At 73.7% G+C, this 24579-nt stretch carries 22 protein-coding genes and 1 riboswitch; of the genes, 13 read left to right on the top strand and 9 right to left on the bottom strand.

What is annotated here, in order from left to right; all coding sequences use genetic code 11:
• Positions 1 to 87 precede the first annotated feature (87 nt).
• From ACFYWL_RS14845 to ACFYWL_RS14835, 3 genes are all read right to left on the bottom strand, one after another.
• Positions 88 to 618, bottom strand: coding sequence for a sigma-70 family RNA polymerase sigma factor (locus ACFYWL_RS14845; RefSeq protein ID WP_386972347.1), 531 nt, complete (start codon positions 616 to 618; stop codon positions 88 to 90).
• Between the two features lie 149 nt (positions 619 to 767).
• The gene (locus tag ACFYWL_RS14840; RefSeq protein ID WP_386972344.1) at positions 768 to 1529 is read right to left on the bottom strand and encodes an SDR family oxidoreductase; all 762 of its coding nucleotides are present in this window, start codon (positions 1527 to 1529) and stop codon (positions 768 to 770) included.
• A 146-nt stretch (positions 1530 to 1675) separates the two neighbouring features.
• Positions 1676 to 1831, bottom strand: a complete 156-nt coding sequence (locus tag ACFYWL_RS14835) for a hypothetical protein (protein ID WP_386972341.1) — start codon at positions 1829 to 1831, stop codon at positions 1676 to 1678.
• Positions 1832 to 1953: 122 nt separating this feature from the next.
• A riboswitch (cobalamin riboswitch) is annotated at positions 1954 to 2165 on the top strand.
• Positions 2166 to 2300: 135 nt separating this feature from the next.
• Here ACFYWL_RS14835 and ACFYWL_RS14830 point away from each other — a divergent pair.
• A complete protein-coding gene (locus ACFYWL_RS14830; protein ID WP_386972338.1) occupies positions 2301 to 4676 on the top strand; it encodes a ribonucleoside-diphosphate reductase subunit alpha in 2376 nt (791 codons plus the stop codon).
• Positions 4673 to 5713 (top strand): ribonucleotide-diphosphate reductase subunit beta, encoded by a 1041-nt coding sequence (locus ACFYWL_RS14825; protein WP_386972335.1) that lies wholly within the window; start codon positions 4673 to 4675, stop codon positions 5711 to 5713. The genes ACFYWL_RS14830 and ACFYWL_RS14825 overlap by 4 nt, the downstream gene beginning before the upstream one ends.
• Here ACFYWL_RS14825 and ACFYWL_RS14820 read toward each other — a convergent pair.
• The gene (locus tag ACFYWL_RS14820) at positions 5665 to 6519 is read right to left on the bottom strand and encodes a DUF3152 domain-containing protein (protein ID WP_386972333.1); all 855 of its coding nucleotides are present in this window, start codon (positions 6517 to 6519) and stop codon (positions 5665 to 5667) included. The two genes, ACFYWL_RS14825 and ACFYWL_RS14820, sit on opposite strands and share 49 nt — an antisense overlap.
• A gap of 142 nt (positions 6520 to 6661) precedes the next feature.
• Between ACFYWL_RS14820 and ACFYWL_RS14815 the strand changes: the two genes are divergently transcribed.
• The 8 genes from ACFYWL_RS14815 to ACFYWL_RS14780 all read left to right on the top strand — a co-directional run bounded on the left by ACFYWL_RS14815 (position 6662) and on the right by ACFYWL_RS14780 (position 12042).
• Positions 6662 to 7165, top strand: a complete 504-nt coding sequence (locus ACFYWL_RS14815) for a SigE family RNA polymerase sigma factor (RefSeq protein WP_386972331.1) — start codon at positions 6662 to 6664, stop codon at positions 7163 to 7165.
• Positions 7162 to 7899 (top strand): hypothetical protein, encoded by a 738-nt coding sequence (locus tag ACFYWL_RS14810; protein ID WP_386972329.1) that lies wholly within the window; start codon positions 7162 to 7164, stop codon positions 7897 to 7899. Before ACFYWL_RS14815 ends, ACFYWL_RS14810 begins: the two co-directional genes overlap by 4 nt.
• A gap of 192 nt (positions 7900 to 8091) precedes the next feature.
• The gene (locus ACFYWL_RS14805; protein WP_386972327.1) at positions 8092 to 8415 is read left to right on the top strand and encodes a hypothetical protein; all 324 of its coding nucleotides are present in this window, start codon (positions 8092 to 8094) and stop codon (positions 8413 to 8415) included.
• A 182-nt stretch (positions 8416 to 8597) separates the two neighbouring features.
• Complete coding sequence (locus ACFYWL_RS14800; protein WP_386972325.1) at positions 8598 to 8765, top strand: hypothetical protein; 168 nt, start codon at positions 8598 to 8600, stop codon at positions 8763 to 8765.
• Entirely contained in the window at positions 8744 to 9523 is a 780-nt protein-coding gene (locus ACFYWL_RS14795) for a (Fe-S)-binding protein (RefSeq protein ID WP_386972322.1), read from the top strand. Before ACFYWL_RS14800 ends, ACFYWL_RS14795 begins: the two co-directional genes overlap by 22 nt.
• Positions 9520 to 10950: a lactate utilization protein B gene (locus tag ACFYWL_RS14790; protein WP_386972319.1), complete on the top strand. Its 1431-nt coding sequence runs from the start codon at positions 9520 to 9522 to the stop codon at positions 10948 to 10950. Before ACFYWL_RS14795 ends, ACFYWL_RS14790 begins: the two co-directional genes overlap by 4 nt.
• Positions 10947 to 11564 carry a lactate utilization protein C gene (locus tag ACFYWL_RS14785; protein WP_386972317.1) on the top strand — a complete coding sequence of 206 codons (618 nt, stop codon included), beginning with the start codon at positions 10947 to 10949 and terminating at the stop codon, positions 11562 to 11564. The genes ACFYWL_RS14790 and ACFYWL_RS14785 overlap by 4 nt, the downstream gene beginning before the upstream one ends.
• A gap of 97 nt (positions 11565 to 11661) precedes the next feature.
• Entirely contained in the window at positions 11662 to 12042 is a 381-nt protein-coding gene (locus ACFYWL_RS14780) for a VOC family protein (protein WP_386972314.1), read from the top strand.
• A 75-nt stretch (positions 12043 to 12117) separates the two neighbouring features.
• Here ACFYWL_RS14780 and ACFYWL_RS14775 read toward each other — a convergent pair whose 3' ends face one another.
• Positions 12118 to 14955: a glycoside hydrolase N-terminal domain-containing protein gene (locus ACFYWL_RS14775; RefSeq protein ID WP_386972311.1), complete on the bottom strand. Its 2838-nt coding sequence runs from the start codon at positions 14953 to 14955 to the stop codon at positions 12118 to 12120.
• A gap of 810 nt (positions 14956 to 15765) precedes the next feature.
• Here ACFYWL_RS14775 and ACFYWL_RS14770 point away from each other — a divergent pair.
• Positions 15766 to 17316, top strand: a complete 1551-nt coding sequence (locus ACFYWL_RS14770) for a glycoside hydrolase family 43 protein (RefSeq protein ID WP_386972308.1) — start codon at positions 15766 to 15768, stop codon at positions 17314 to 17316.
• Positions 17317 to 17452: 136 nt separating this feature from the next.
• Here the strand turns inward: ACFYWL_RS14770 and ACFYWL_RS14765 are convergent, their stop codons facing one another.
• Positions 17453 to 18847 carry a short-chain fatty acyl-CoA regulator family protein gene (locus tag ACFYWL_RS14765; protein WP_386972305.1) on the bottom strand — a complete coding sequence of 465 codons (1395 nt, stop codon included), beginning with the start codon at positions 18845 to 18847 and terminating at the stop codon, positions 17453 to 17455.
• Positions 18848 to 19098: 251 nt separating this feature from the next.
• Between ACFYWL_RS14765 and aceA the strand changes: the two genes are divergently transcribed.
• Positions 19099 to 20370: an isocitrate lyase gene (gene aceA, locus ACFYWL_RS14760; RefSeq protein ID WP_386972302.1), complete on the top strand. Its 1272-nt coding sequence runs from the start codon at positions 19099 to 19101 to the stop codon at positions 20368 to 20370.
• The gene (aceB, locus tag ACFYWL_RS14755; protein WP_386972299.1) at positions 20367 to 21977 is read left to right on the top strand and encodes a malate synthase A; all 1611 of its coding nucleotides are present in this window, start codon (positions 20367 to 20369) and stop codon (positions 21975 to 21977) included. Before aceA ends, aceB begins: the two co-directional genes overlap by 4 nt.
• Before the next feature lie 48 nt (positions 21978 to 22025).
• Here the strand turns inward: aceB and ACFYWL_RS14750 are convergent, their stop codons facing one another.
• The 3 genes from ACFYWL_RS14750 to ACFYWL_RS14740 form a co-directional block, all read right to left on the bottom strand.
• Positions 22026 to 22808, bottom strand: coding sequence for an IclR family transcriptional regulator (locus tag ACFYWL_RS14750; protein WP_386972297.1), 783 nt, complete (start codon positions 22806 to 22808; stop codon positions 22026 to 22028).
• 132 nt (positions 22809 to 22940) lie between these two features.
• Positions 22941 to 23711: a CoA-transferase subunit beta gene (locus ACFYWL_RS14745; protein ID WP_386972294.1), complete on the bottom strand. Its 771-nt coding sequence runs from the start codon at positions 23709 to 23711 to the stop codon at positions 22941 to 22943.
• Entirely contained in the window at positions 23708 to 24526 is an 819-nt protein-coding gene (locus ACFYWL_RS14740) for a CoA transferase subunit A (protein ID WP_386972292.1), read from the bottom strand. The genes ACFYWL_RS14745 and ACFYWL_RS14740 overlap by 4 nt, the downstream gene beginning before the upstream one ends.
• Between the last annotated feature and the right edge of the window lie 53 nt (positions 24527 to 24579).

The raw sequence follows: 24579 nt of genomic DNA, 5'->3' as shown, positions 1-24579 counted from the left end.
CCCGGATCCGGGCCGGCCCGCGCACCCTGCGGGCCGGCCCGCCGTCCGTGACCCCGCCGCCGGGGGTCGGCGCCGGCCGTCCCCGGGTCAGCCTTCGGCCACCGCGGCGCGGAGGGCGCGCAGCGCGTAGTAGACGCGGGAGCGCACGGTGCCGACCGGGACGCCCAGGTCGGCGGCGATCTCGTGGGCCGTGCGGTCGCGGAAGTAGACCTCGTGCAGCACGCGGCGGTGGCCGGCGCTGAGCCGGCCGACCGCGTCCCGCAGCGCCTGGTTCGCGATCGCGGTGTCGGCGGTGTCGTCGCCGGTCGCGCCGCACTCCTGGTCCGTCTGCGTGGCGACTTCGACCGGGCGGGCCTGCCGCCGTCGGGCCTCGTCGATGACGAGCCGCCGGGCGACGGTGAACAGCCAGCGTCGCCTTCGGCCGTCGCTGTCGGGCGGCAGCGAGTCGAGGTGACGCCACGCCCGCAGCAGGGTCTCCTGGATGACGTCCTCGGCGGTCTGCCGGTGGCTGTTGGTCAGGCCGTGGACGAACCGGGTCAGTGGCGTGCCGTGCGCGGCGAGCAGCTCACGGATGCGGATGTCGGTGTCGGTGTCGGTGTCGTTGGCCAGGCAGGTCACAGGGCGGTCCAATCACTCGGGCGGCACGGCTGCCGGGAATGACGTCAGGAATGCCGGCCGACGTGTTGGTGACGATGTGGCGCGGCGGTCCGGCCCCGCACGCGCGGGGCCGGACCGGCGGACCGCGCCGCACCGCGCGGTCCGGTCGATCACCTCGCCTGGTCGAGCCAGAGGGCGTCGGGGCCGGCGGGGAAGCGCAGCTGGCCGGTGGTGTCGTGGACGGCCCGCCACACCGTCTCGGCGACATCGCTCTCCCGGGTGAACAGGTCCTGGTTGACGAAGCCGCCGAGGGCCTTCTTCGCGAAGGGCTCGTAGGGCGCCGGGACCAACCCCTCCAGCGAGGTGGTGACGTCGATGTTGTTCGTGGCACCGGCGGCGAAGTTCGTCGTCAGGCAGGCGCCCGGCTCGACGGTCCTGGCCCGCACGCCGAACTCCGCGAGCTCCAGGGCGAGGGACGCGGTGAACCCCTCGATGGCCATCTTGCTGGCCTTGTAGACGGCCGAGAGCGGCATGTGGCCGAGCACCACGCTGGAGGTCACGTTGACCACGACGCCGGACCCGCGCTCGCGGAACTGCGGCAGCACCGCCTGGGTGGTCGCCATCACCCCGAAGGTGTTGGTCTCGAAGATCTCCCGGACCCGGGCCATGGGCGTGCCCTCGAAGACGCCGATCAGCCCGATGCCGGCGTTGTTGACCAGGGCGTCGATGGGCCCCGCCGCGGCGAACGCGGCGGTGATCGTGTCGGGCCTGGTCACGTCGAGCTCCAGGACGCGGAGCCGGTCCGACTCGGGCAGGACGTCCGCGCGCGGCGTCCGCATGGTGGCGATGACGTTCCACCCCTGCGCGAGAAAGTGCCGGGCGGTCTCCCGCCCGTATCCGGAGGAGGCGCCGGTGATGAGGATCGTCTGCATGGCGTGAATGCTCCTGTCGCCCGTTCGAGTGGTTGCCGCACCAATGCTGTGCGGTGGCCGGGGGAGTCACATCTGTCATTCGACTTCCCGATCCGGCCGCCGCCGGGGCGGGCGACTTAGGTGCCGCCCCGGCGGCTGGCGTCCGGCTACGACGGCAGGGCGCCGATCTGTCGCATGATGGTCAGCCGGTCCGGCAGCGCCACGAGGTCGCCGTCCGCGACCAGCTCGACGAGGGGGTGTCGCAGGTCGGGCATGCCGGCGAAGAACGCGTCGCCGAACTCCTTCACGCCCTGCCGGTCCATTTCGCCTTCCCGGCCGCCCGCGGCTCGCTTTGCCGCTCACCTGGCGCGAGTGTGGAGTTACGCTGCGCGGCGACTCGCCCGACCCATCATCTGGTGTTGCCATCTTCGCCTTGTGCCCATATATGGTGTCACCCGTAGCTGGTTCGGCCATCGGTCCACGGTGGTCGAGGCAAGAGGGAACCCGGTGTGAGTCCGGGGCTGCCCCGCAGCGGTGAGTGGGAACGACCGCCGTCAACGAAGCACTGGGCCCGGCCGGGCCTGGGAAGCGACGGCCAGTAGGCATCGAGCACGACGCCCGCGAGTCCGAAGACCTGCCAGCGTGCCGCACGCGACGCGTGCGGCGGTCGAAGGCCGCGTGGGACGGCCGACGCCATCAGCCGGCAGCGGCGGCGAAGTGTGCCACCGCGGGTGGCCGGCGGCGTCCTCCCGCGCGCCCTCGACCTCGGGGACGGGCGTCAGGAGGACGAACATGAGCGGGACGCGGGAGCTGGCGGGGCCGGAGCAACGCCGGCACGTCATGCAGGTGCGGAAGCGAGACGGCGACACCGAGCCGGTGGACGTCAACAAGATCGTCAAGGCGGTCGAGCGCTGGGTCGCCGACCTGGACGAGGTCGATCCGTTGCGGGTGGCGACGAGGACGATCAGCGGCCTGTACGACGGGGCGACCACCGCCGAGCTGGACAAGCTGTCGATCCAGACGGCCGCGGAGCTGATCGGCGAGGAGCCGCAGTACTCGAAGCTGGCGGCCCGGCTGCTGGCCGCGTACGTGGCCGAGGAGGTCCGCGGGCAGGAGGTCGACAGCTTCAGCCAGTCCATCCGGTACGCCCACGGCCTCGGCCTGATCGGCGACGACACGGCCGCGTTCGTGGCCGCGCACGCCCGCGAGCTGGACGACGCCGTCGACCCGGCCGGTGACCTGCGGTTCGAGTACTTCGGCCTGCGCACGGTCGCGGACCGTTACCTGCTGCGGCACCCGCGGACCCGGCTGGTGGTGGAGACGCCGCAGTACTGGCTGCTGCGGGTGGCCTGCGGGCTGTCGCAGACGGCGGGGGAGGCGGTCGACTTCTACCGGCTGATGTCCAGCCTGGCGTACCTGCCGAGCTCGCCGACGCTGTTCAACTCCGGCACCCGGCACACCCAGATGTCGTCGTGCTTCCTGGTCGACTCGCCGCGCGACGAGCTCGACTCGATCTACGAGCGTTACCACCAGGTGGCGAAGCTGTCGAAGTTCTCCGGCGGCATCGGCATCTCCTGGTCGCGGGTGCGGGGCCGGGGCGCGCTGATCCGGGGCACCAACGGGCGCTCGAACGGGATCGTGCCGTTCCTCAAGACGCTCGACGCCGGGGTGGCGGCGGTCAACCAGGGCGGGCGGCGCAAGGGCGCGGCCTGTGTCTACCTGGAGCCGTGGCACCCGGACGTCGAGGAGTTCCTGGAGCTGCGGGACAACACCGGCGAGGAGTCCCGGCGTACCCACAACCTGAACCTGGCCAACTGGATCCCCGACGAGTTCATGCGCCGGGTCGAGGCCGACGGCGACTGGTCGCTGATCGACCCGTCCGACGCCCCCGAGCTGCCCGACCTCTACGGCGAGGCGTTCGACTCCGCGTACCGGGCGGCGGAGAAGAAGGCCGTCCGCACCGTCCGGGCCCGCGACCTGTACGGGCGGATGATGCGCACGCTCGCGCAGACCGGCAACGGGTGGATGACGTTCAAGGACGCGAGCAACCGGCTGTCCAACCAGACCGGCGAGCCGGGCAACGTGGTCCACCTGTCGAACCTGTGCACCGAGATCCTGGAGGTCAACGACGACGACGAGACGGCGGTGTGCAACCTCGGCTCGGTCAACCTGGGCGCGCACGTCGACGCCGGCGGCGTCGACTGGGAGCGGCTGCGCGCCACGGTCCGCACGGCGGTGGTGTTCCTCGACCGGGTGATCGACATCAACTACTACCCGGCGGCGCAGGCGGCGGCGTCGAACCCGCGCTGGCGGCCCGTCGGGCTCGGGCTGATGGGCTGGCAGGACGCGCTGTTCACCCTGCGCCTGCCGTTCGACTCGCCCGAGGCGCGCGAGCTGTCGGCCCGGGTGCAGGAGGAGATCTTCCTGACCGCGCTGGAGACCTCCGCCGGGCTCGCCGAGCGCTTCGGCCCGCACCCGGCGTACCCGCAGACCCGGGCCGCCAAGGGCGAGCTGCACCCGGACCTGTGGGGCGCGCGGGTCACCCAGGCGTCGCGGTGGGCCGCGCTGCGCGGGCGGATCGCCGCGCACGGCCTGCGCAACTCGCTGCTGGTCGCGATCGCGCCGACCGCCACCATCGCCTCGATCGCCGGCTGCTACGAGTGCATCGAGCCGCAGGTGTCCAACCTGTTCAAGCGCGAGACCATGTCCGGCGAGTTCCTCCAGGTCAACACGTACCTGGTCCGTGAGCTGAAGGCGCGCGGGCTGTGGACCCCGGCGGTCCGCGAGCGGATCAAGCGGGACGAGGGCTCGGTGCAGGGCCTCACCGAGCTGCCCGAGGCGGTGCGGAGCCTGTTCCGCACGGCGTGGGAGCTGCCGCAACGCGCGCTGATCGACCTGGCCGCCGCCCGCGCCCCGTACGTCGACCAGTCGCAGTCGCTCAACCTGTTCCTGAGCGCGCCGACCATCGGCAAGCTCTCCTCGATGTACCTGTACGCCTGGAAGTCCGGGCTCAAGACCACCTACTACCTGCGGTCGCGTCCCGCGACCCGGATCCAGCAGGCCACCGTCGCGGTCGCCCCGGCCACCGGGCCGGTCGTCGCGGTGAGCGCCGACGAGGCGCTGGCCTGCTCCCTGGAGAACCCCGAGAGCTGCGAGGCGTGCCAGTGACCACCGTTTCCGAACCCCACCCCGCCGCCGGCGAGCGGTCCCTGCTGCTCGACCCCGGGATGGACCTGACCCTGCGGCCGATGCGCTACCCGCGGTTCTTCGACCGGTTCAAGGACGCGATCAGGAACACCTGGACCGTCGAGGAGGTCGACCTGCACTCCGACCTCGCCGACCTCGCCCGGCTCTCCCCGGCGGAGCAGCACCTGGTGTCCCGGCTGGTCGCGTTCTTCGCCACCGGCGACACCATCGTCGCCAACAACCTCGTGCTCAACCTCTACCAGCACATCAACTCCCCGGAGGGCCGGCTCTACCTGTCCCGGCAGCTGTTCGAGGAGGCGGTGCACGTCCAGTTCTACCTGAACCTGCTGGACACCTACGTGCCGGACGAGCGGGAACGGTTCGCCGCGTTCGCGGCGGTGGAGAACATCCCGTCGATCGCCCGCAAGGCCGAGTTCTGCTTCACCTGGATCAACTCGATCCACGCGCTGCGGGAGCTGCGGACGCGCGAGGACCGGCGGGCGTTCCTGCTCAACCTCATCTGCTTCGCCGCCTGCATCGAGGGGCTGTTCTTCTACGGCGCCTTCGCCTACGTCTACTTCCTGCGTTCCCGGGGGCTGCTGCACGGGCTGGCCTCCGGCACCAACTGGGTGTTCCGCGACGAGTCGATGCACATGGAGTTCGCCTTTGACGTGGTGGACACCGTGCGCGCCGAGGAGCCGGAGCTGTTCGACGCGGAGCTGGCGCGGCAGGTGCGGCGGATGCTGGCCGAGGCCGTGGAGTGCGAGGCGCAGTTCGCCGCCGACCTGCTGGAGCAGGGCGTGTCCGGGCTGTCGCTGGCCGACATGCGCGAGTACCTCCAGCACGTGGCCGACCGGCGGCTGGCCAGGCTCGGCATCGAGCCCATGTACCACAGCCGCAACCCGTTCGCGTTCATGGAGTTGCAGGACGTGCAGGAGCTGTCGAACTTCTTCGAGCGGCGGGTGTCGGCCTACCAGATCGGGGTGACCGGGACGGTCGGCTTCGACGAGGACTTCTGACGCGGCGGCTGCGCCGGCCGACCCTGGTCGCGGGGCGGGATCGGATCGGCGTAGGCGCCGGGCGGCCCGGAGTGGAGCCTGCCGTTCGGGTACGGCCACCCGTTGGCCGTGCAGCCGTGCAGCCCGAGCGTCTGCTGCTGCATCACCGGCGCGGGGCGGCCCCGCCCGGGGCACAGCTGGTGGCCCATGCCGAGCCGGTGGCCGACCTCGTGGTTGACCACGTACCGACGGTAGTGGGCGAGGTCCGTGCCGAAGCCGGGCGCCCCCTTGACCCAGCGGGCCACGTTGAGGACCACCCGGTCGCCGTTGCGGCAGGAGGTGTAGCCGTCCGGGTCGTCCTGGCAGAGCAGGTCCCGGGTGTCGGGGGTCGCCAGGTGGACGGTGAAGTCGGCCCGCTGACCGGGGCCGACCCGGCGCAGCCGCCACGTCCCGCCCGCGGTCCAGCCCCGCGGGTCGGAGAGGATCCGGGTGACCTCGGCGGCGAACCCCGCCACGGGGATGCCCCGGATGTCGCGCTCGACCGCCACCCGGTAGCGCAGCAGCCGGCCGCGCCCCGCTCCCGGGGCAGCCTCGCCGGCGGCGAAGTCCCACCGGTTGCCGCCCCCGGCGGGATAGCTGACGGGCGGGGAGGGCGGCGGCGCGGGGGGCGCGGCGGCGGCCGGCGCGCCCCCGGAGGACACGGGGGCCGGTGGGGCCGGTGCGGCGGGGGCGGGCGCGCAGCCGGCCAGCAGCACGGCCACCAGCGTCACGGTCGACGACGTGGCGGCAGCCCTGCGGGCGAGCGCAGCGGACGGGTTCGGAGCCATGGTCCTCCTTCTGCCGGTGTCCCCGGTCGGGGCACGCGGCAGAGGGGACGGGCGGCCGGCTGCGAAAGTTGGTCCGCCGACGGCTCAACCTTTCCGGGGTGTCACCCGTCGGAGGAGGGCGTGAGGCAGATGAGGGACGGCGATGGCCAGAGGTGACCCGGAGTTCGTCGAGTTCGTCCAGGCGGCCTCCGGGCGGCTGGCGCACGCGGCGTTCCTGCTGACCGGTGACCATCACCAGGCCGAGGACGCCACGCAGACCGCCCTGGTCCGCACCTACGCCTCGTGGGCGCGGGTGCGCCGCGACGACCCCTACGCGTACACGAGACAGGTGTTGGTCAACCACATCATCGACAACTGGCGGCGGCCGATCCGGGAGCAGCCCACCGACGAGCTGCCGCACCGGCAGCGGGGCGACGTCGCGGAGGAGGTGACCGCCCGACGTCTCCTGCAGGTGGCGCTCGGCACGCTCACCGCGCGGGAGCGGGCGATCGTGGTGCTGCGCTACCTGTTCGACCTCCCGGAACTGCAGGTCGCCCGCGAACTCGGGGTCTCGCTGGGCACGGTCAAGAGCACCAGTTCCCGCGCCCTGGAGAAGCTGCGGCAGACCCTTGTCGAGGCGCCGACGTCCCCTGGAGGAAGCCGATGAACGAGGCAGACCGCCTCCGCGCGGCCATGCGCAGCACGGAGCGGGGCCGGGGGGACCGGTTCGACGTCGAGGCGATCATGCGAAAGGGCCGTCGGCTGCGTCGCCGCCGGGCGGCGCGCAGCGGCGCGGTCATGCTCGCCGTCGTGGTGGCGATCGTCGGGACCACGGTCGCGCTCCGGCGGGCCGAGCCGCCGCCCTGGGGGGCCGAGCCGGCCGCGACCGCGCCGGCGACCGCGCCGGCGACCCCATCGACCGACCCGACCGCCGCCGCCACGGAGCCACCCCGCAGGCAGGCGCTCGGCGAGATCGTCCGGACCGGGATCCGGTACGGCGACGACGAGCGGGTGTTCTACTTCACCTCGGTCGCCGTGCCCGACGCGCCGGGCGTGACGGTGGGGCTCGTCGCCGGCCGGCGTGCCCCTGACGGCCGGCTGACCCCGGACCACCTGGCGAACGACATCGCGGGCGGCGACCGGCGGCCGGGCTTCCACCAGATCGGGTACGAACCATCGGCCAGGCTCCTGCCCGACGACCCGGTGCCCACGTTCGGATACTTCGTGGGGCCCGCCGCGCAGATCACCGGCACGGTCGACGGGCGCGCCGTCGCGGCGAGGCTGGCCCGGTGGAGCGAGGACCCCGACGTGGTGGTCTTCTGGTTCCCGCCGCAGGCGCTGCCTCCCGGCCGGCGGCTGGACGGCATCGTCGCCCGGGACGCGTCGGGGCGGCAGTTGTGACGAGGCCGGCCCGGACCGACGCCCGATCCTGCCGATCGGTGGGTGACACGTGGGCGACGCCGCCGGATTCAACGGCCATGGCATCCGAGTTTGTCGATTAAATCACCGTGCGTGCCGGTGGAGACCGCACCCGTCCCGGTGGATGGTGACCTGAGGAACACCGACAGCTGGTCGAGCACAGGAGGCAACAGCATGAGGAAGCGGATCGTTCGTACCGCCGTGGGCCTGGCCGCCGTGGCGGGGGCCACCGCCGCGATGGCGCTGCCGGCGCACGCCGCGTCGGCCGGCGCGGGCCTGACCTTCTACCAGGGCACGTTCGCCACGCCGGTGCTGCACGTCGCCGAGCCCGACGGCGCCTGCACGGCGTTCCCGGCGAGCGCCGACTCCCTGGCCGCCGCCGGCGGCGTGGCGCAGGTCCTCGCGTTCCGCAGCGCCGACTGCACGGGCGCGGCGGTGGGGCTGGGCACCCTGCGCACCTTCCCGGCCGGCGAGTACCACTCCTTCCGGGCGTTGTGAGCCGTCGCCGGGGGCGGGCACGGCCACCGCCCCCGGCGACCCCGGTCGGGCGCGACCTGGCAGGAACAGCGCCGGCCCCGGCGCGAGGACCCGGCAGCGATCCGCGCCGTTGCACCGCCGACGCCGGCGGGCTGCCGGTGGTCGCGGGGCCGGTCGGGGCCGCCGCGTTGGGTAACATCCCGGTGCAGGCGCGGGCGGCCGGCGCGGTCGGCGGCGACCCGCCCGCGCTGCGGGGCCTGAAGCGCGAGACCCGGCACCCCGTCCGGTACGAGCCGAGGGGCGACCAGGCGGCCTGGCAGGCCGCGCAGGAGCGGATGGGTGGTGGAGGATGCGCGTCGCGCTGTTCGTGACCTGCCTGGCCGACACCCTGTTCCCGCAGGCGGCGGTGGCGACGGTGCGGCTGCTGGAGCGCCTCGGCCACGAGGTCGTCTTCCCCGAGCGCCAGACGTGTTGCGGGCAGATGCACGTCAACACCGGCTACCCGGACGACGCGCTGCGGCTGGTCCGCCGGCACGTGCGGGTCTTCGCCCCGTACGACGTGGTGGTGGCGCCCTCCGGGTCGTGCGTGGGTTCGGTGCGCCACCAGCACGCCACGGTGGCCCGCCGGGCGGGCGACGAGCGGCTCGCCGGCCGGGCCGAGGAGGTCGCCGCCCGCACGTACGAGCTGTCCGAGTTCCTCGTCGACGTGGCCGGGGTCACCGACGTGGGGGCCTACTACCCGCACCGGGTGACGTACCATCCGACCTGCCACTCGCTGCGGATGCTACGGGTGGCCGACCGGCCGCTTCGCCTGCTGCGCGCCGTGCGCGGGCTGGAGCTGGTGGAGCTGCCGCAGGCGGAGCAGTGCTGCGGCTTCGGCGGCACCTTCGCGGTGAAGAACGCCGACACCTCGACGGCGATGCTCGCCGACAAGATGCGCCACGTGCTGGCCACCCGGGCCGACGTGTGCACGGCCGGCGACGCCTCCTGCCTCCTGCACATCGGCGGCGGGCTGTCCCGGCTGCGCGCCGACGTGCGCACCGTGCACCTGGCCGAGATCCTGGCCAGCACCGAGGCGAACCCGGCCGGCGGGGCGGTCGCGACGCCGGCCACCGGGGGCGCGCGATGACGGAGACCTTCCTCGGCATGCCCGCCACCGCCCCGCCCGGCGTCGGACGCCTGCGCGGCGACGAGCCGTTCCCCGTCGCCGCCCGGCGGGCGCTGGCCGACGCCCAGCTGCGCCGCAACGTGGGCCACGCGACCAGCACCATCCGCGCCAGGTCGGCCGCCGTGATCGGCGAGGTGCCCGACTGGCCGCAGCTGCGGGCCGCCGCCCGTGCGATCAAGACCGACACCATGGCCCGCCTGCCCGAGCTGCTGGAGCAGCTGGAGGCGGCGGTCGGCCGGGCCGGCGGGACGGTGCACTGGGCCGCCGACGCGGTCGAGGCCAACCGGGTCGTCACCGACCTGGTCCGGGCGGCCGGCGTCGACCGGGTGATGAAGGTCAAGTCGATGGCCACCCAGGAGATCGGCCTCAACGAGGCCCTGGCGGACGCCGGGATCGAGCCGGTCGAGACCGATCTCGCCGAGCTGATCGTGCAGCTCGGCGACGACCGGCCCAGCCACATCCTGGTGCCGGCGATCCACCGCAACCGCGCCGAGATCCGGGAGATCTTCCTCCGCGAGATGCCGGGCGTCGACCCGGCGCTCACCGACGAGCCGGCGGCCCTGGCCGCCGCCGCGCGCCGGCACCTGCGCGAGACGTTCCTGAGCACCCGGGTCGCCGTGTCCGGGGCGAACTTCGCCGTCGCCGAGACCGGCACCCTCGCCGTCGTCGAGTCCGAGGGCAACGGGCGGATGTGCCTCACCCTGCCGCAGACCCTGATCACCGTCATGGGCATCGAGAAGGTCGTGCCGACCTGGCGTGACCTGGAGGTCTTCCTGCAACTGCTGCCGCGGGCGTCGACGGGGGAGCGGATGAACCCGTACACCTCGATGTGGACGGGCGTCACCCCGGGCGACGGCCCGCAGGCGTTCCACCTGGTGCTGCTCGACAACGGCCGCAGCGCCGTGCTCGCCGACCCGGTCGGCCGGGAGGCGCTGCACTGCATCCGCTGCTCGGCCTGCCTCAACGTCTGCCCCGTCTACGAGCGCACCGGCGGGCACGCCTACGGGTCGGTCTACCCGGGGCCCATCGGCGCGGTGCTCTCCCCGCAGCTCACCGGCGTCGCGGACAACGCCTCCCTGCCGTACGCGTCGTCGCTCTGCGGCGCCTGCTACGACGCCTGCCCCGTGATGATCGACATCCCGTCGATCCTGGTGCACCTGCGCGGCCGGGCCCCCCACCCCAGGGGCGAGGCGGCGGCGATGGCCGCCGCCGCGTACACGATGGACCATCCCGCCCTGTACGCGGCTGCGCAGCGCGCCGCGAAGCTGGGGCGGCTCGCCGGCCCGCGCGGGCGCGGCCTGCCCCCGCCGCTGTCGGGCTGGACGGCCAGCCGCGACCTGCCGGAACCCCCGCCGCAGACCTTCCGCCAGTGGTGGGCCGACCGGTGACCGCCCGCGACGTGATCCTCGGCCGCCTGCGGGCCGCGCTGGCCGCACCCGCGCCCGCGCCGGCCGAGGCGCCCCGGGACTACCGGCCCGCCGGCGCCGTGGCCGCCGACCTGGACGTGCTCGCGGACCGGCTCACCGACTACCGGGCGACCGTGCACCGGTGCGCGGACGCCGACGTCGCCCGGGTCGTCGACGAGGTGCTCGGCGGCCGGCGGGTCGTGGTGCCACCCGGGCTGCCGCCGCACTGGCTGCCGCCCGGCGTCGACGTCGTGACCGACGACGGCCTCGACGCCGCGCGGATCGCCACGGTCGACGGCGTGGTCACGGCGGCGGCCGTGGCCGTCGCCGAGACCGGCACCATCGTGCTCGACGGGGCCCCGGACCAGGGCCGGCGGGTCGTCACCCTGCTGCCCGACGTGCACGTGTGCGTGCTGCGGGCCGACCAGGTCGTCGCCGCCGTGCCGGACGCCCTCGCCCGCCTCGACCCGCGCCGGCCCCTGACCTGGATCAGCGGGCCGTCGGCCACCAGCGACATCGAACTCGACCGGGTCGAGGGCGTCCACGGCCCCCGTAACCTGCACGTGGTCCTCACCGGCGGGCCCGGCGCGGGCTGAAAACCCGTCGCGCCCGCCCGCCCCGCCCGCTACGGTCTCCGGCGTGCTCCCGCCGCCGGGAGCGCGAGGCGTGTTCCCTCACTGTTAGGTGGCGTCGATGGCCTGTCGGATCAGCGAACTCGTGCTCAGTTGCCGCGACCCCGAGGTGCTGGCGCGGTTCTGGTGCGAGGTCCTGGACTACGTGGTGCTCGACCGCGAGGGCGACGGCAGCATCGAGATCGGGCCGCGCGAGGGGTTCGGCGGCCCGCAGCCGACGATCATCCTCGCCCCCACCGACGAGCCGGAGCCGGCGAAGCCCCGGCTGCACATCGACGTCAACGCCACCGACCGCGACCAGGACGCCGAGCTCGAACGGCTGCTCGCGCTCGGGGCGCGCCGGGCCGACATCGGCCAGACGGGCGAGGAGTCCTGGCACGTCCTCGCCGACCCCGAGGGCAACGAGTTCTGCCTGCTCAGGGCCCGCCTCAACCCGCTCTGAGGACGGGCGGGGCGGGGCGCGCCCCGCCCGGGCAGCGCCCAAGGCCGCCCGGCGCGGGAGCGCGCCCCGCTCCGGTCAGGTGGTGGTGCAGGTGAGGTTCGTCGGCGGGTTGTTGGTCCCGGTCGTCGTGGCGATGAAGCCGAACGTGGTGGAGGCGCCGGCGGCCAGCGCCCCGTTGTAGTCGACGTTGCGCACCGTCACGTTCGACCCGCTCTGGGTGTGCGAGCCACCCCAGATCTGGCTGATCACCTGGCCGTTGGGGAACGTCCAGGAGACCGTCCAACCCCGGATCGCGGTCGCGCCGGCGGTGACGGTGACCTCGCCCTGGAAGCCGCCCGACCAGGAGCCCGTCACCGCGTACGTCGCCCGCGCGCCCGACGACGGCGGCGAGCTGGTCGGCGGCGGGGTCGGCGTCGGCGTCGGCGACCCGGTGGGCGTGGTGGTGGGGGTCGGCGTGGGAGTGGGGGTCAGGGTCGGTGACGGCGTGACGCCGGGCCGCGCCGCCCGGTAGGTGTGGCCGGCGCGGACGGTGAGCGCGACGACGTCCGTCTCCGGCCGGGTGACGGCGGGCGTGCTGCCGTCGGTGACGTCGACGAGGGTGAAGCTGCCGGTGAGCAGCCGGGCGCGCAGCTTCAGCGTGCCGTCGCGGTCGGCGCGGATGGCGATCTCGTCGATCTGGCTGTTGGTCCAGGCCACGCCGACGGTGTAGCCGCCCCGGCCGCGCAGGCCGGTGACCTGCCCGGTGGGCCACGCCGTCGGCAGCGCGGGCAGCACGTGCAGCTCCCCGGCGTGGCTCTGCACCAGCATCTCGGCGATGCCGGAGGTGGCCCCGAAGTTGCCGTCGATCTGGAACGGCGGGTGCAGGTCGAACATGTTCGGCGCGAGCCGGTCGGTGCGCACCAGGTCCTTGAACAGCTTGTGGGCGCGGGCCGCGTCCTCCAGCCGGGCCCAGAAATTGATCTTCCAGGCGAGGGACCAGCCGGTCCCGTCGTCGCCGCGCAGCTCCAGCGTCCTGCGCGCGGCCTCGTGCAGCGCCGGGGTGCCGCGCTTGGTGATCTGGTTGCTGGGGTGCAGGCCGTACAGGTGGGAGACGTGCCGGTGGGTCCGCTCGGTCTCCACCCAGTCGGCCAGCCACTCCTGGACGTTGCCGCGCGAGCCGATCCGGTTCGGTGGCAGCCGGTCCTTGGCGGTGCGCACCTGCGACCGGAAGGTGGTGTCGACGCCCAGCGTCTCGCTGGCCCTGGCCGCGGCGTCGAACAGGTCGCGCAGGATCTGGTTGTCCATGGTGGGGCCCGCGCAGACGCTGGCGTTCGAGTGGTGCGCCAGCTCCGGCGAGTTCGACGGGTTCGTGACCAGGTAGCCGAGCGTCGGGTGGGCGACCAGGGTGTCGAGGAAGAACTGCGCGGCGCCCTTCAGCGCCGGGTAGTTGGCCTGGAGGAAGCCGAGGTCGCCGGTGAACAGGTAGTGCTCCCAGATCAGCGTGGCCAGCCACGCGCCGCCGGTCTGCCACATGCCCCACAGGGCCCCGTCGACGACGGACGCGCCCCGCCACGCGTCCGTGTTGTGGTGGGTGACCCAGCCGCCGGCGCCGTACTGGGCCTGGGCGACGCGCGCGCCGGTCACCGTCAGGTCCTTGATCATGTCGAAGACCGGCAGGAAGCACTCGGACAGGTTCGTCGTGTCGGCCGGCCAGTAGTTCATCGGCAGGTTGGCGTTGATGGTGTACTTCGAGTCCCAGGACGGGGCCAGGGAGTCGTTCCAGATGCCCTGCAGGTTGGCCGGCTGGGTGCCCGGCCGCGAGGAGGAGATCAGCAGGTAGCGCCCGAACTGGAACAGCAGCGCGGCGAACTGCGGGTCGTTGGCGCTCGCGTGCTGGGCGATCCGCACGTCGGTGGGCTGGTCGGCGGCGGCGGTGCGCCCCAGGTTGATCGTCACCCGGTTGAACAGCGCCTGGTAGTCGGCGACGTGGCGGCTGCGGAGCTGGTCGATGGCCACGCCCTTGGCGGCGTTGAGCCGGGTGCGGGCGATGCCCTGGTAGTCGCCGTTGACGGTGCGGTAGTTGACGTAGCTGGAGCCGATCGAGATCAGCACGGTCACGCTCGTCGCCCCGGAGACCCGCAGGGAGCCGCCGGAGCTGCTGACCGTGCCGCCGGTCGCGATCGCGTGGGCCAGGCCGAGGAAGCGCACCGACCCGTTGACGCCCTCCATGCTGCCGGAGATGCCGTCGACGGCGATCGTGTTGGCGTCCGGGCTCGACATGGTCGTCCGCTGCGGACTGTCGAAGGTGGCGGTGAACGTGATCGAGTTGGCCCGGTCGGCGGTCAGCCGCAGCACGATCACCTGGTCGGGGGCGCTGGCGAACACCTCACGCTGGTAGCGGACGCCGCCCAGCACGTACGTCGTGGTGACGGTGGCGGTGGTGAGGTCGAGGGTGCGGTTGTACTGCGACGCGCCGCTGGCCGAGCCGAAGGCGAGCCGGAGGTTGCCGACGGTCTGGTAGGCGAGCTGGCCGCCCGGCGTGCCCATCATCGTCTGGTTGATCAGGTCCTGCGCCGAGGACCACTGGTCGGCGAAGACGCGGCGGCGGATCTCGGCCAGGTTGGCCGCGCCCCGGGTGTTGGCGGAGTCGTACGGGCCGCCGGCCCAGACGGTGTCCTCGTTGAGTTGCAGCCGCTCGGTGTCGACGTTGCCGAAGACCATCGCGCCGAGGCGTCCGTTGCCGATGGGCAGCGCGCGCAGCCAGTCGGTGCCGGCGCCCTCGTCGTACCACAGCGCCATGTCACCGGCGGCCAGCGCCTGCGCAGGCGCCGCCGAGTCGGCGCGGGCGACGGCGCTCCACGCGGCCGGCACCAGCGCGGCCCCGGCCCCCGCCGCCCCGGCCTTGAGCACGTTCCTTCGGGTCACTTCAGACATGATCTCTCCAAGTCGTGCGGGTCCAGAGGCTGACGCAGGTCAGGGACGGCGTCTCGGGTGTGCCGCCGGTGAGGAAGCCGAACGTCGGGGCCGCGCCCGCGGCCAGGCTGCCGTCCCACGTCCCGGCGTGGGCGTTCCGGGTGCTGTCGGCGGGTGCGTGGCGGCCGTCCGGGACCCGGGTGACGTCTGCCCGCCGGAGAGCGTCCAGCGTCGTGACCGCGATGGATGCGAATCGCGTCTACAGGTGGACATCAGACGTCTCCTTCATGCCGTGGGGTGGTGGTGTCGACGGCATGCCGTCGTTGCTCGGCGGGCGTGGCCGATCCGGCCGGGAGCGGTTCCCGGCAGGCCGGCCTGCCCGCGGTCGGGTCGTGTCGCGGAGGACGGCGTGCCTGCCCGGCCGCTGGCGCGTGAACCGACGCCGACCCGGCGAAGCTCGTCGAGCCGCCGACCGGTCGCCGTGCCGGTGCGGCGATCAGGGCAGCGCGCCGAACGACGCTGTTAGCGTTAACAGGAGCCAGCTCCGCGTGCTCGACGCCGGCATGCGTCGATGTGCCGGCGTCCGAGCTCCCGACGGCGCACCAGCATTGCCCATATGGACTCTCGTGGATGAATGTGCCCGCCGTCAAGATATGACGTTTAGGTTTCGCGAACGTTTTCCCGCTGGTGAGACGCCGGTCCGCCACGGCCACCGTCCGCCCGCTCGACCGGGGGCCGGGCGCGGCTTCGGGGCGCTTGAGTCCGAGGGGGGATTCTCGTAGCATCCAGGGTCCGCAATGTTACCGCGAACATTCACCGGAGGTGGTGTCGGTGTCCACCGACCCGCACTACCGGAACCCGGTCGTCGCCGGTTTCTATCCCGACCCGAGCGTCTGCCGTGTCGGCGAGGACTACTACCTGGCCTGCTCCAGCTTCGAATACTTCCCGGGCGTGCCGCTGCTGCACAGCCGGGACCTGGTCAACTGGCGGCAGATCGGCAACGTCCTCGACCGCCCCAGCCAGCTCGAACTTCCCCCGGACACCCCGGCCTCCCAGGGCGTCTACGCCCCGACCATCCGGCACCACGACGGCCGGTTCTGGGTGGTGACCACCAACGTCAGCCTGGGCCGGCACCTGATCGTCACCGCGCAGGACCCCGCCGGCCCGTGGTCCGAGCCGGTCTATCTCGACCTGCCGCACGTCGACCCGTCGCTGGCCTGGGACGACGAGGGGAACTGCTGGCTGACGACCTCGGGGGTGAAGTCCTACCGGATCGACCCGGGCGCCGGCCGGGTGCTGGAGGGCCCGATCCCCCTGTGGTCGGGCACCGGCGGCCAGTATCCGGAGGCCCCGCACCTCTACCGGATCGACGGCTGGTGGTACCTGCTGCTCTCCGAGGGCGGCACGCACACCGGCCACGCCGTCTCGGTCGCCCGGTCGCGCAGCCCCCGGGGCCCCTTCGAACCCGCACCGACCAACCCGATCCTCACCCACCGGGGCAGCAACCTGCCGGTGCAGGCCACCGGGCACGCCGACCTGGTCCAGGCCCCCGACGGCAGCTGGTGGATGGTGCTGCTCGGCATCCGGGCCAAGGGCCAGTGGCCGCCCTACCACGTCCTGGGCCGCGAGACCTTCCTCGTGCCCGTGCGCTGGGTCGACGGCTGGCCCGTCGTCGACCCCGTCGGGGAGGTCACGCCCGCCCCGGCCGGCAGCGCCCCGGCGCTCGCCGCCCCGGCCGACCCGGGCGCGTACCGCGACGACTTCGACGCGGCCGTCCTCGCCCCCGGCTGGGTCTCGCCGCGCTCCCGGCCCGACGCCGCCTGGTCGCTGGCCGCGCGGCCCGGCTGGCTGACCCTGACCGCCACGGGGACGACGCTGGACCGCGCCGGCGCGACGATCGTCGCCGCCCGGCAGCGGCACCACGACTGCCGTGCCAGCGCGCGCCTGGACCCGGGCGACGGCGTCGCCGGGCTCACCATCCGCATCGACGAGGCGCACCACTACGACCTGGAGGTCTCGGCCGACGTCGTGCGGGTCGTCGGCCGGGTCGGCCCGTTCCGGCAGGTCTTCGCCGAGCTCACCGTGCCCGGCGGGCCGGTCGTCCTGACGATCGCCACCCGCACCCACGACCTCCGTCCGCCGACCGTGACCTGCGCCGCCGACCTGGCGGCCGGGGTCGCGCCGTTCGGCGTCCGCGCCGCCGCCTGCGACATGGTGTCCTTCGAGGTGGAGACCCCCGGCGGCCCCCGCGTGCTGGCCGAGCTCGACGGGCGCTACCTGTCCACCGAGGTCGCCGCCGGCTTCACCGGCCGGCTCATCGGCATGTACGTCACCGAGGGCAGCGCGGCGTTCGACTGGTTCGACTACCGGCCGGCGGACTGACGTCGGCTTCCGCGCGGGCCCGGCTGGACGGCTTCCGCGCCGCGCCGGACCACGCCGGGATCGCGTTCGACGACGGTCTCGAAACGACGCGGCGTCTCCACCTTCGACAGCCCGACCCCGCATCCCGCCGGGCAGGTCAGCCCTTCAGCGGGTACGGGATGAAGGTGCTGCGGTTCTCGTCCAGGTCGAGCCGGCCCGTGATCGGCGCGGCGGCGCGCTGCGGGCAGGTCATCCGCTCGCAGGTCTTGCAGCCGGGGCCGATCGACGTGGTGGCGTCGGCCGCGTACAGGTCGATCCCGGCGGAGTAGACCAGCCGCTCGGCGTGCCGGGCCTCGCAGCCGAGCCCGATCGCGTAGACCTTGCCCGGCTGGTTGTAGCCGCCGTGATGCCGGGTGATGGTGCGGGCGATCCACAGGTAGCGCTGCCCGTCGGGCATCGCGGCGACCTGCACGACGACCCGGCCGGGCGAGCTGAACGCCTCGTAGACGTTCCACAGTGGGCAGGTGCCGCCGGTCAGCGAGAACGGGAAGCCGGTGGCGGACTGCCGCTTGGACATGTTGCCGGCCCGGTCGACCCGGACGAACGAGAACGGCACGCCCCGCGCGCGGGGCCGTTGCAGGGTGCTGAGCCGGTGGCAGACCGTCTCCCAGCCCATCGCGAAGTGCTGGGTGAGCAGGTCGATGTCGTAGCGGCGCTGCTCCGCCGCCGCCAGGAACCGCTCGTAGGGCAGGATCAACGCGGCGGCGAAGTAGTTCGCCAGGCCGACCCGGGTGAGGATCTGCGTCTGCACGTCGTCGAGGCGCTCCTCCTCCACGATCTCGTCGATCACGTCGGCGAACTCCAGCAGCGCGATCTGCGCCGCCATCCGCATCGCCTCCTGCCCGGCCCGCAGCGACGTCGACAGGTGCAGGGTGCGGGTCTGCGGCCGGTAGCGGTGCAACTCGTCGCCGAGCAGGGTGGCGTCGTCGCGGCGCACCTGCACGCCGTGCCGCTCGGCGAGCCGGTCCTGCAACGCGGAGCGCACCTCGCCGCGGCGCAGCCCGATGGCCGCCGCCAGCCGCTCCGCCGCCTCGTCGAGGTCCGGCACGTAGTTCTGCCGGCGGTAGAAGAACTCGGTCACCCGGTCGTGCGGGCTGCGCCCGATCGTCTCCCGGTCGCCGAGCAGCTCGGCGAGCTGCTCGTCGGCCTGCCGGTAGCGCCGGTGCAGGTCGAGGACGGCCTCGGCGACCTCGGGCAGCCGGGTGGCCAGCTCGGTGAGGTCGGCGACGCTCGGCCGCCCCGGGAGCGCCTCGCGTAGCCCGGCGACCAGCCGCGGCGTGTCGCGCGGGGCGAACACCGTCGGGTCCACGCCGAAGACCTCGGTGATCCGCATCAGCACCGGCACCGTCAGCGGACGCGCGTCGTGCTCGATCTGGTTGAGATAGCTGGGGGAGATGTTGAGCAGGCGGGCCAGGTGCGACTGGCTCAGCGCGCGGTCCTCGCGCATCCGGCGCAGCCGGGCGCCCGCGAAGGTCTTGCTGATCGCGCTCACCCCCTCTGCTCTTCGTCGGCAGCCCAGCTCGTCGCTCTTTCGGCAGCCCAGCACCATTGGCAGGCTGCAAATATAACCCTTCGCAACTTCGCAAGACGCGGCGCGAACTTCTCAGAACTTGGCTTCTTCCGCCCCTCGACCCCTGCCGCCACGCCGTGTGACCGTTGGCGACACGCCGGACCGACACCGCGGTCACGCCACCGGGCGGCACGACGGAGCGCCGGCGTCACGACAGCCGAGGAGGCGACATCATGCAGAACGCCGTGGAGACGTTGCGGACCGAGTGGGCGACCGACCCCCGCTGGCAGGGGGTGCGCCGCGGCTACCGCGCCGAGGACGTGGTGCGCCTGCGCGGGGCGATCCAGGAGGAGCACACGCTGGCCCGGCACGGGGCGCAGCGGCTGTGGCGGCTGCTGCACAGCGAGGACTACCTGCACGCCCTGGGCGCGCTCACCGGCAACCAGGCCGTGCAGATGGTCCGGGCCGGGCTCAAGGCGATCTACCTCTCCGGCTGGCAGGTGGCCGCGGACGCCAACCTCGCCGGGCACACCTACCCCGACCAGAGCCTCTACCCGGCCAACTCGGTGCCCGCCGTGGTGCGCCGGATCAACAACGCCCTGCTGCGCGCCGCCCAGATCACCACCGCCGAGGGCGACGAGGACGGCATCGACTGGCTGGCCCCGATCGTCGCCGACGCCGAGGCCGGCTTCGGCGGGCCGCTCAACGCCTACGAGCTGATGACCGCCATGATCGCGGCCGGCGCGGCGGGCGTGCACTGGGAGGACCAACTAGCCGCCGAGAAGAAGTGCGGCCACCTCGGCGGCAAGGTGCTCGTCCCGACCGGGGCGCACATCCGCACCCTGGAGGCGGCGCGGCTCGCCGCCGACGTCGCCGGCGTGCCGTCGGTCATCATCGCCCGCACCGACGCGCAGGCCGCCACGCTGCTCACCACCGACGTCGACGAGCGCGACCGGCCCTTCGTCACCGGCGAGCGCACCGCCGAGGGGTTCTACCGGGTGCGCAACGGCATCGAGCCGTGCATCGCCAGGGGCCTGGCCTACGCCCCGCACGCCGACCTGCTCTGGATGGAGACCTCCACCCCGGACCTGGAGACCGCCCGCCGCTTCGCCGAGGCGATCAAGGCGGAGCACCCGGACCAGCTCCTCGCCTACAACTGCTCGCCGTCGTTCAACTGGCGCAAGCACCTCGACGACGCCACCATCGCCAAGTTCCAGCGGGAGCTCGGCCACCTGGGCTACAAGTTCCAGTTCATCACCCTGGCCGGCTTCCACGCCCTCAACTTCTCGATGTTCGACCTGGCCCGCGGCTACGCCGCCGACGGCATGCCCGCGTACGTGTCGTTGCAGGAGCGGGAGTTCGCCGCCGAGCCGGCCGGCTACACCGCCGTCAAGCACCAGCGCGAGGTCGGCACCGGCTACTTCGACCTGATCAGCACCGTGCTCAACCCGGCCGCCGAGACCACCGCCCTGCGCGGTTCCACCGAGGAGGAGCAGTTCGCATGAGGCACGAGATCATCGGCCCGATGGCCGACCGGTTCGCCGAGGTCCTCACCCCCGGGGCGCTGGAGTTCCTGGTCGAGCTGGACAGCGAGTTCGCCGCCCGCCGGGTCGCCCTGCTGGACACCCGCCGGGCCCGCCGGGACCGGTACGCCACCGGCCAGTTCCCCGACTTCCTCCCCGAGACCGCCGCGATCCGCGCCGACCCGACCTGGCGGGTGGCCCCGCCCGCGCCCGGCCTGGTCGACCGGCGGGTCGAGATCACCGGACCGCCCGACCGCAGGATGACGGTCAACGCGCTCAACTCCGGGGCGCGGGTGTGGCTCGCCGACTTCGAGGACGCCACCTCGCCGACCTGGCACAACGTGCTCTCCGGGCAGCTCAACCTGATCGACGCCCTGGACCGGCGCATCGACTTCACCGACGCGCGCGGCAAGCGGTACGCCCTCGGCGACGAGCTGGCCACGATCGTCGTGCGGCCACGCGGCTGGCACCTCGTGGAGAAGGGCATCGCGGTGGACGGGCGGCCCATCTCGGCCAGCCTGGTCGACTTCGGGCTCTACCTGTTCCACTGCGCCCGGCGGCAGCTCGACGCGGGCTCCGGGCCGTACTTCTACCTGCCGAAGCTGGAGAGCCACCACGAGGCGCGGCTGTGGAACGACGTCTTCGTCTTCGCCCAGCAGCGCCTGGGCCTGCCGCGCGGCACCATCCGGGCCACCACCCTCATCGAGACGATCACCGCCGCCTTCGAGATGGAGGAGATCCTCTACGAGCTGCGCGAGCACTCGGCGGGCCTGAACGCCGGGCGGTGGGACTACATCTTCAGCGTGATCAGGAACTTCGGGCAGTGGCCGGACTTCGTCCTGCCCGACCGGGCCGAGGTCACCATGACGGTGCCGTTCATGCGGGCGTACACCGAGCTGCTGGTGGCGACCTGCCACCGGCGGGGCGCGCACGCCATCGGCGGGATGGCCGCGTTCGTCCCCAGCCGGGACCCGCAGGTCAACGAGGCGGCCTTCGGCCGGGTGCGGGCCGACAAGCGGCGCGAGGCCGGCGACGGCTTCGACGGCTCGTGGGTCGCCCACCCCGGCCTGGTCGCCACCTGCCGGGAGGAGTTCGACGCGGTGCTGGGCGAGCGCCCCCACCAGCTCGACCGGCTCCGGGACGACGTCGGCGTCACCGCCGCCGACCTGCTCGCCGTCGACAAGACCCCCGGCCAGGTCACCGCCGCCGGCGTGCGCGCCAACATCGCGGTCGCGCTGCGCTACGTCGACGCGTGGCTCGGCGGCGTCGGAGCGGTCGCCCTGAGGAACCTGATGGAGGACGCGGCGACCGCCGAGATCGCCCGCTGCCAGGTGTGGCAGTGGCTGCGCCACGGCACCCCGCTGGCCGACGGCGGCTGCGTCACCGACGAGCTGGCCCGGACGATCCTCGCGCAGGAGTTGGCCGACCTGGTGACGGGGCGCGGGGCGGCCGACCGGGAGCGCGCCGAGCGGGCCGCCCGCGTCGTCGAGGACACCGCGTTCGGCGAGGACCTGCCGGCGTTCTTCACCACCGGCGCGTACGCCCGGCACCTCGGCCCGGGCGGCCGGCCTGCGGTGTCGGCGGGCTGAGGCGGACCGTCCGCCGCCGTCGCGGTGGCGGGCCGGTCCGGTGCCGGTTCACCGGCCCGGGCCGGCCGCCAGGTCCTCCTCGACGCGCTTCGCGGTGGCCAGCAGGGGCGGCAGCAGCTCCGTGCGGATCGTCTCGAAGGAGCCGCGGCTGGCGTGCGCGGAGACGTTGATCGCGGCGACCACCGACCCGTCCTCTGCGCGGATCGGCGCGGCCAGCGAGCGCAGCCCCTCCTCCAGCTCCTGGTCCACGATCGCGTAGCCCTGCGCGGCGATCGTGGCCAGGGCGGCGCGCAGCCGGGCCGGGTCGGTGACGGTGTGCCGGGTCAACGGCCGCAGCCGCGCCGTGGCGAGGTAGTCGTCCAGCCAGTCGGCGGGCTGCGCGGCGAGCAGCACCCGACCCATCGACGTCGCGTACGCGGGGAAGCGGCTGCCGACGCTGATCCCCACCGTCATGATGCGCCTGGTGGCGACGCGGGCGACGTAGACCACCTCGTCGCCGTCGAGGACCGACACCGAGCACGACTCGCGCACCTGCGCGGCCAGCGCCTCCAGGTGCGGCCGGGCGACCTCCGGCAGGCCCAGGCTCGACAGGTAGGCGTAGCCCAGGTCGAGCACGCGCGGGCGCAGCGAGAACAGCCGCCCGTCGGTGTGCACGTAGCCCAGCTCGACCAGGGTGAGCAGGAAGCGCCGGGCGGCGGCCCGGGTCAGCCCGGTGGCCCGCGCCACCTCGCTGAGGGTGAGCCTGGGGTGCTCGGCGTCGAACGCGCGGATCACGGCCAGGCCGCGCTCCAGCGACTGGACGAACTCCCCGGATCGCGCCGCCTCGGTCACTCGGTCTCCTGCCGCAGGGTCTCCCGGGGTGATGGCCTGGGGCGCCCGGTCACCGTCGGTGGCCAGCGTAGCCGCGCCGCCCGCCGCGGTCGCCGTCGGGCACCGGGACGGCCCCGACGGCGTACGCGCGAGTCACGTCGTCGCCTCCAGGGTGGATCGCAGGGCGCGCAGCGCGGCGAGCTCGTCGGGGGTGGGGGGCTCGTTGGTGGTCAGCCCGGCGGCGACGGCGAGCGGCCAGCCGGTGGCCGCCCGGGCCTGCGCGACGGTGACGCCGGGGTGCAGCCGGGTGAGGGTCAGCTCGCGGGTGGCCGGGTCGGGTTCGAGGACGCCGAGGTCGGTGATCACCGTCCGGGGCCCGCCGCCGCGCAGCCCGAGCCGGGCCCGGTCGTCCGGCCCCGCGCCGTAGCCGACGGAGGTGACGAAGTCGACGCGCTCGGTGAACGTTCGCCGGCTCTGCCGGACGATGACGACCACCTCGCCGCAGGACGCGGCGATCTCCGGTGCGCCGCCGGCGCCGGGCAGGCGGACCGACGGGTCGGCGTAGGAGCCGCCGATGACCGTGGTGTTGAGGTTGCCGTGGCGGTCGAGCTGGGCCGCCCCGAGGAACCCGACGTCGATGCGGCCGGGCTGGAGCCAGTAGTTGAACACCTCCGGCACGGAGACGACCGCGTCGGCGGTGTCGGCGAGGATGCCGTCGCCGATGGACAGCGGCAGCCGGTCGGGCTTCGCGCCGAGGCAGCCCGACTCGTAGACCAGCACGAGGCCGGGGGCGTGGGTGACGCGGGCCAGGTTCGCCGCGGTGCTGGGCAGGCCGATCCCGACGAAGCACACGGTGCCGTCGCGCAACTGCCGGGCGGCGGCGACCGTCATCATCTCGTCGGCCGACCAGTCCGCCGCGCTCATGCCGGCGTCTCCGTCGTCAGCACGTGCCGGGCGATCCAGGCCCGGAAGGCGTCGCGGTCCCGGCTGATCGCGTCCCAGTCGCGGTAGAAGTCGTTGTCGCGCACCGAATAACCCTGCGTGTACGACGGGTGCGCGCCGCCGGGCACCCGGGCCACCGCCGTGATCGCCCAGCCGGGCAGGACGACCTGCCCCGGCACCGGCGTCAGCTCGTCGACGAGCTCCTCGACGGTGACCAGGGACCGGCGCGCGGCCAGCACCGCCTCCTTCTGGACGCCGGTGATGCCCCACATCTGCACGTTGCCGGCCCGGTCGGCGCGCTGGGCGTGCACCACGGTCACGTCGGGACGCAGCGCGGGCAGCGCGGTCAGCGTCTCGCCGGTGAACGGGCAGTCGACGGTGCGGATGGTGGCGGTGTGCCGGGGCAGGTCGGTGCCGGTGTAGCCGCGCAGCACGGCGAACGGCAGGCCGGAGGCGCCCGCGACGTAGCGGTTGGCCATCCCGGCGTGGCTGTGCTCCTCCAGCTCCAAAGGCGCCGGCCAGGAGTGCTGCACGGCGTCGCGGAAGCGGTGCAGCGAGCCCACGCCCGGGTTGCCGCCCCAGGAGAAGACGAGGCGGCTGGCGCAGCCGGCCCCGATGAGCTGGTCGTAGATCACGTCCGGGGTCATCCGCACCAGGGTCAGGCCGCGCCGCCCCTGTCGAATGATCTCGTGGCCGGCGGCGAACGGGATGAGGTGGGTGAACCCCTCCAGGGCCACCGCGTCCCCGTCGTGCACCAGCTCCGCGATCCCGTCGGCCAGCGAGACGATCTTCGCCATCGGCCTCCCCGCCTCCTGCGCTGTCGTGGCGTCCGTGCCGGTGTTCGACATGC

The organism is Micromonospora sp. NPDC002575, from assembly GCF_042889525.1.
GTDB classification, from domain to species: domain Bacteria; phylum Actinomycetota; class Actinomycetes; order Mycobacteriales; family Micromonosporaceae; genus Micromonospora; species Micromonospora carbonacea.
Note: the sequence above shows the minus strand (reverse complement) of the source record. Positions and strands in the feature narration are given on the sequence as shown.

Bases quoted from the DNA above. Each gene is read 5' to 3' on its own strand.
- aceB (WP_386972299.1), top strand. From the start codon at position 20,367: ATGAGGCACGAGATCATCGGCCCGATGGCCGACCGGTTCGCCGAGGTC.
- aceA (WP_386972302.1), top strand. From the start codon at position 19,099: ATGCAGAACGCCGTGGAGACGTTGCGGACCGAGTGGGCGACCGACCCC.
- ACFYWL_RS14820 (WP_386972333.1), bottom strand. From the start codon at position 6,519: ATGGCTCCGAACCCGTCCGCTGCGCTCGCCCGCAGGGCTGCCGCCACG.
- ACFYWL_RS14810 (WP_386972329.1), top strand. From the start codon at position 7,162: ATGAACGAGGCAGACCGCCTCCGCGCGGCCATGCGCAGCACGGAGCGG.
- ACFYWL_RS14805 (WP_386972327.1), top strand. From the start codon at position 8,092: ATGAGGAAGCGGATCGTTCGTACCGCCGTGGGCCTGGCCGCCGTGGCG.
- ACFYWL_RS14815 (WP_386972331.1), top strand. From the start codon at position 6,662: ATGGCCAGAGGTGACCCGGAGTTCGTCGAGTTCGTCCAGGCGGCCTCC.
- ACFYWL_RS14780 (WP_386972314.1), top strand. From the start codon at position 11,662: ATGGCCTGTCGGATCAGCGAACTCGTGCTCAGTTGCCGCGACCCCGAG.
- ACFYWL_RS14775 (WP_386972311.1), bottom strand. From the start codon at position 14,955: ATGTCTGAAGTGACCCGAAGGAACGTGCTCAAGGCCGGGGCGGCGGGG.
- ACFYWL_RS14840 (WP_386972344.1), bottom strand. From the start codon at position 1,529: ATGCAGACGATCCTCATCACCGGCGCCTCCTCCGGATACGGGCGGGAG.
- ACFYWL_RS14790 (WP_386972319.1), top strand. From the start codon at position 9,520: ATGACGGAGACCTTCCTCGGCATGCCCGCCACCGCCCCGCCCGGCGTC.
- ACFYWL_RS14795 (WP_386972322.1), top strand. From the start codon at position 8,744: ATGCGCGTCGCGCTGTTCGTGACCTGCCTGGCCGACACCCTGTTCCCG.
- ACFYWL_RS14830 (WP_386972338.1), top strand. From the start codon at position 2,301: ATGAGCGGGACGCGGGAGCTGGCGGGGCCGGAGCAACGCCGGCACGTC.
- ACFYWL_RS14835 (WP_386972341.1), bottom strand. From the start codon at position 1,831: ATGGACCGGCAGGGCGTGAAGGAGTTCGGCGACGCGTTCTTCGCCGGC.
- ACFYWL_RS14745 (WP_386972294.1), bottom strand. From the start codon at position 23,711: ATGAGCGCGGCGGACTGGTCGGCCGACGAGATGATGACGGTCGCCGCC.
- ACFYWL_RS14740 (WP_386972292.1), bottom strand. From the start codon at position 24,526: ATGGCGAAGATCGTCTCGCTGGCCGACGGGATCGCGGAGCTGGTGCAC.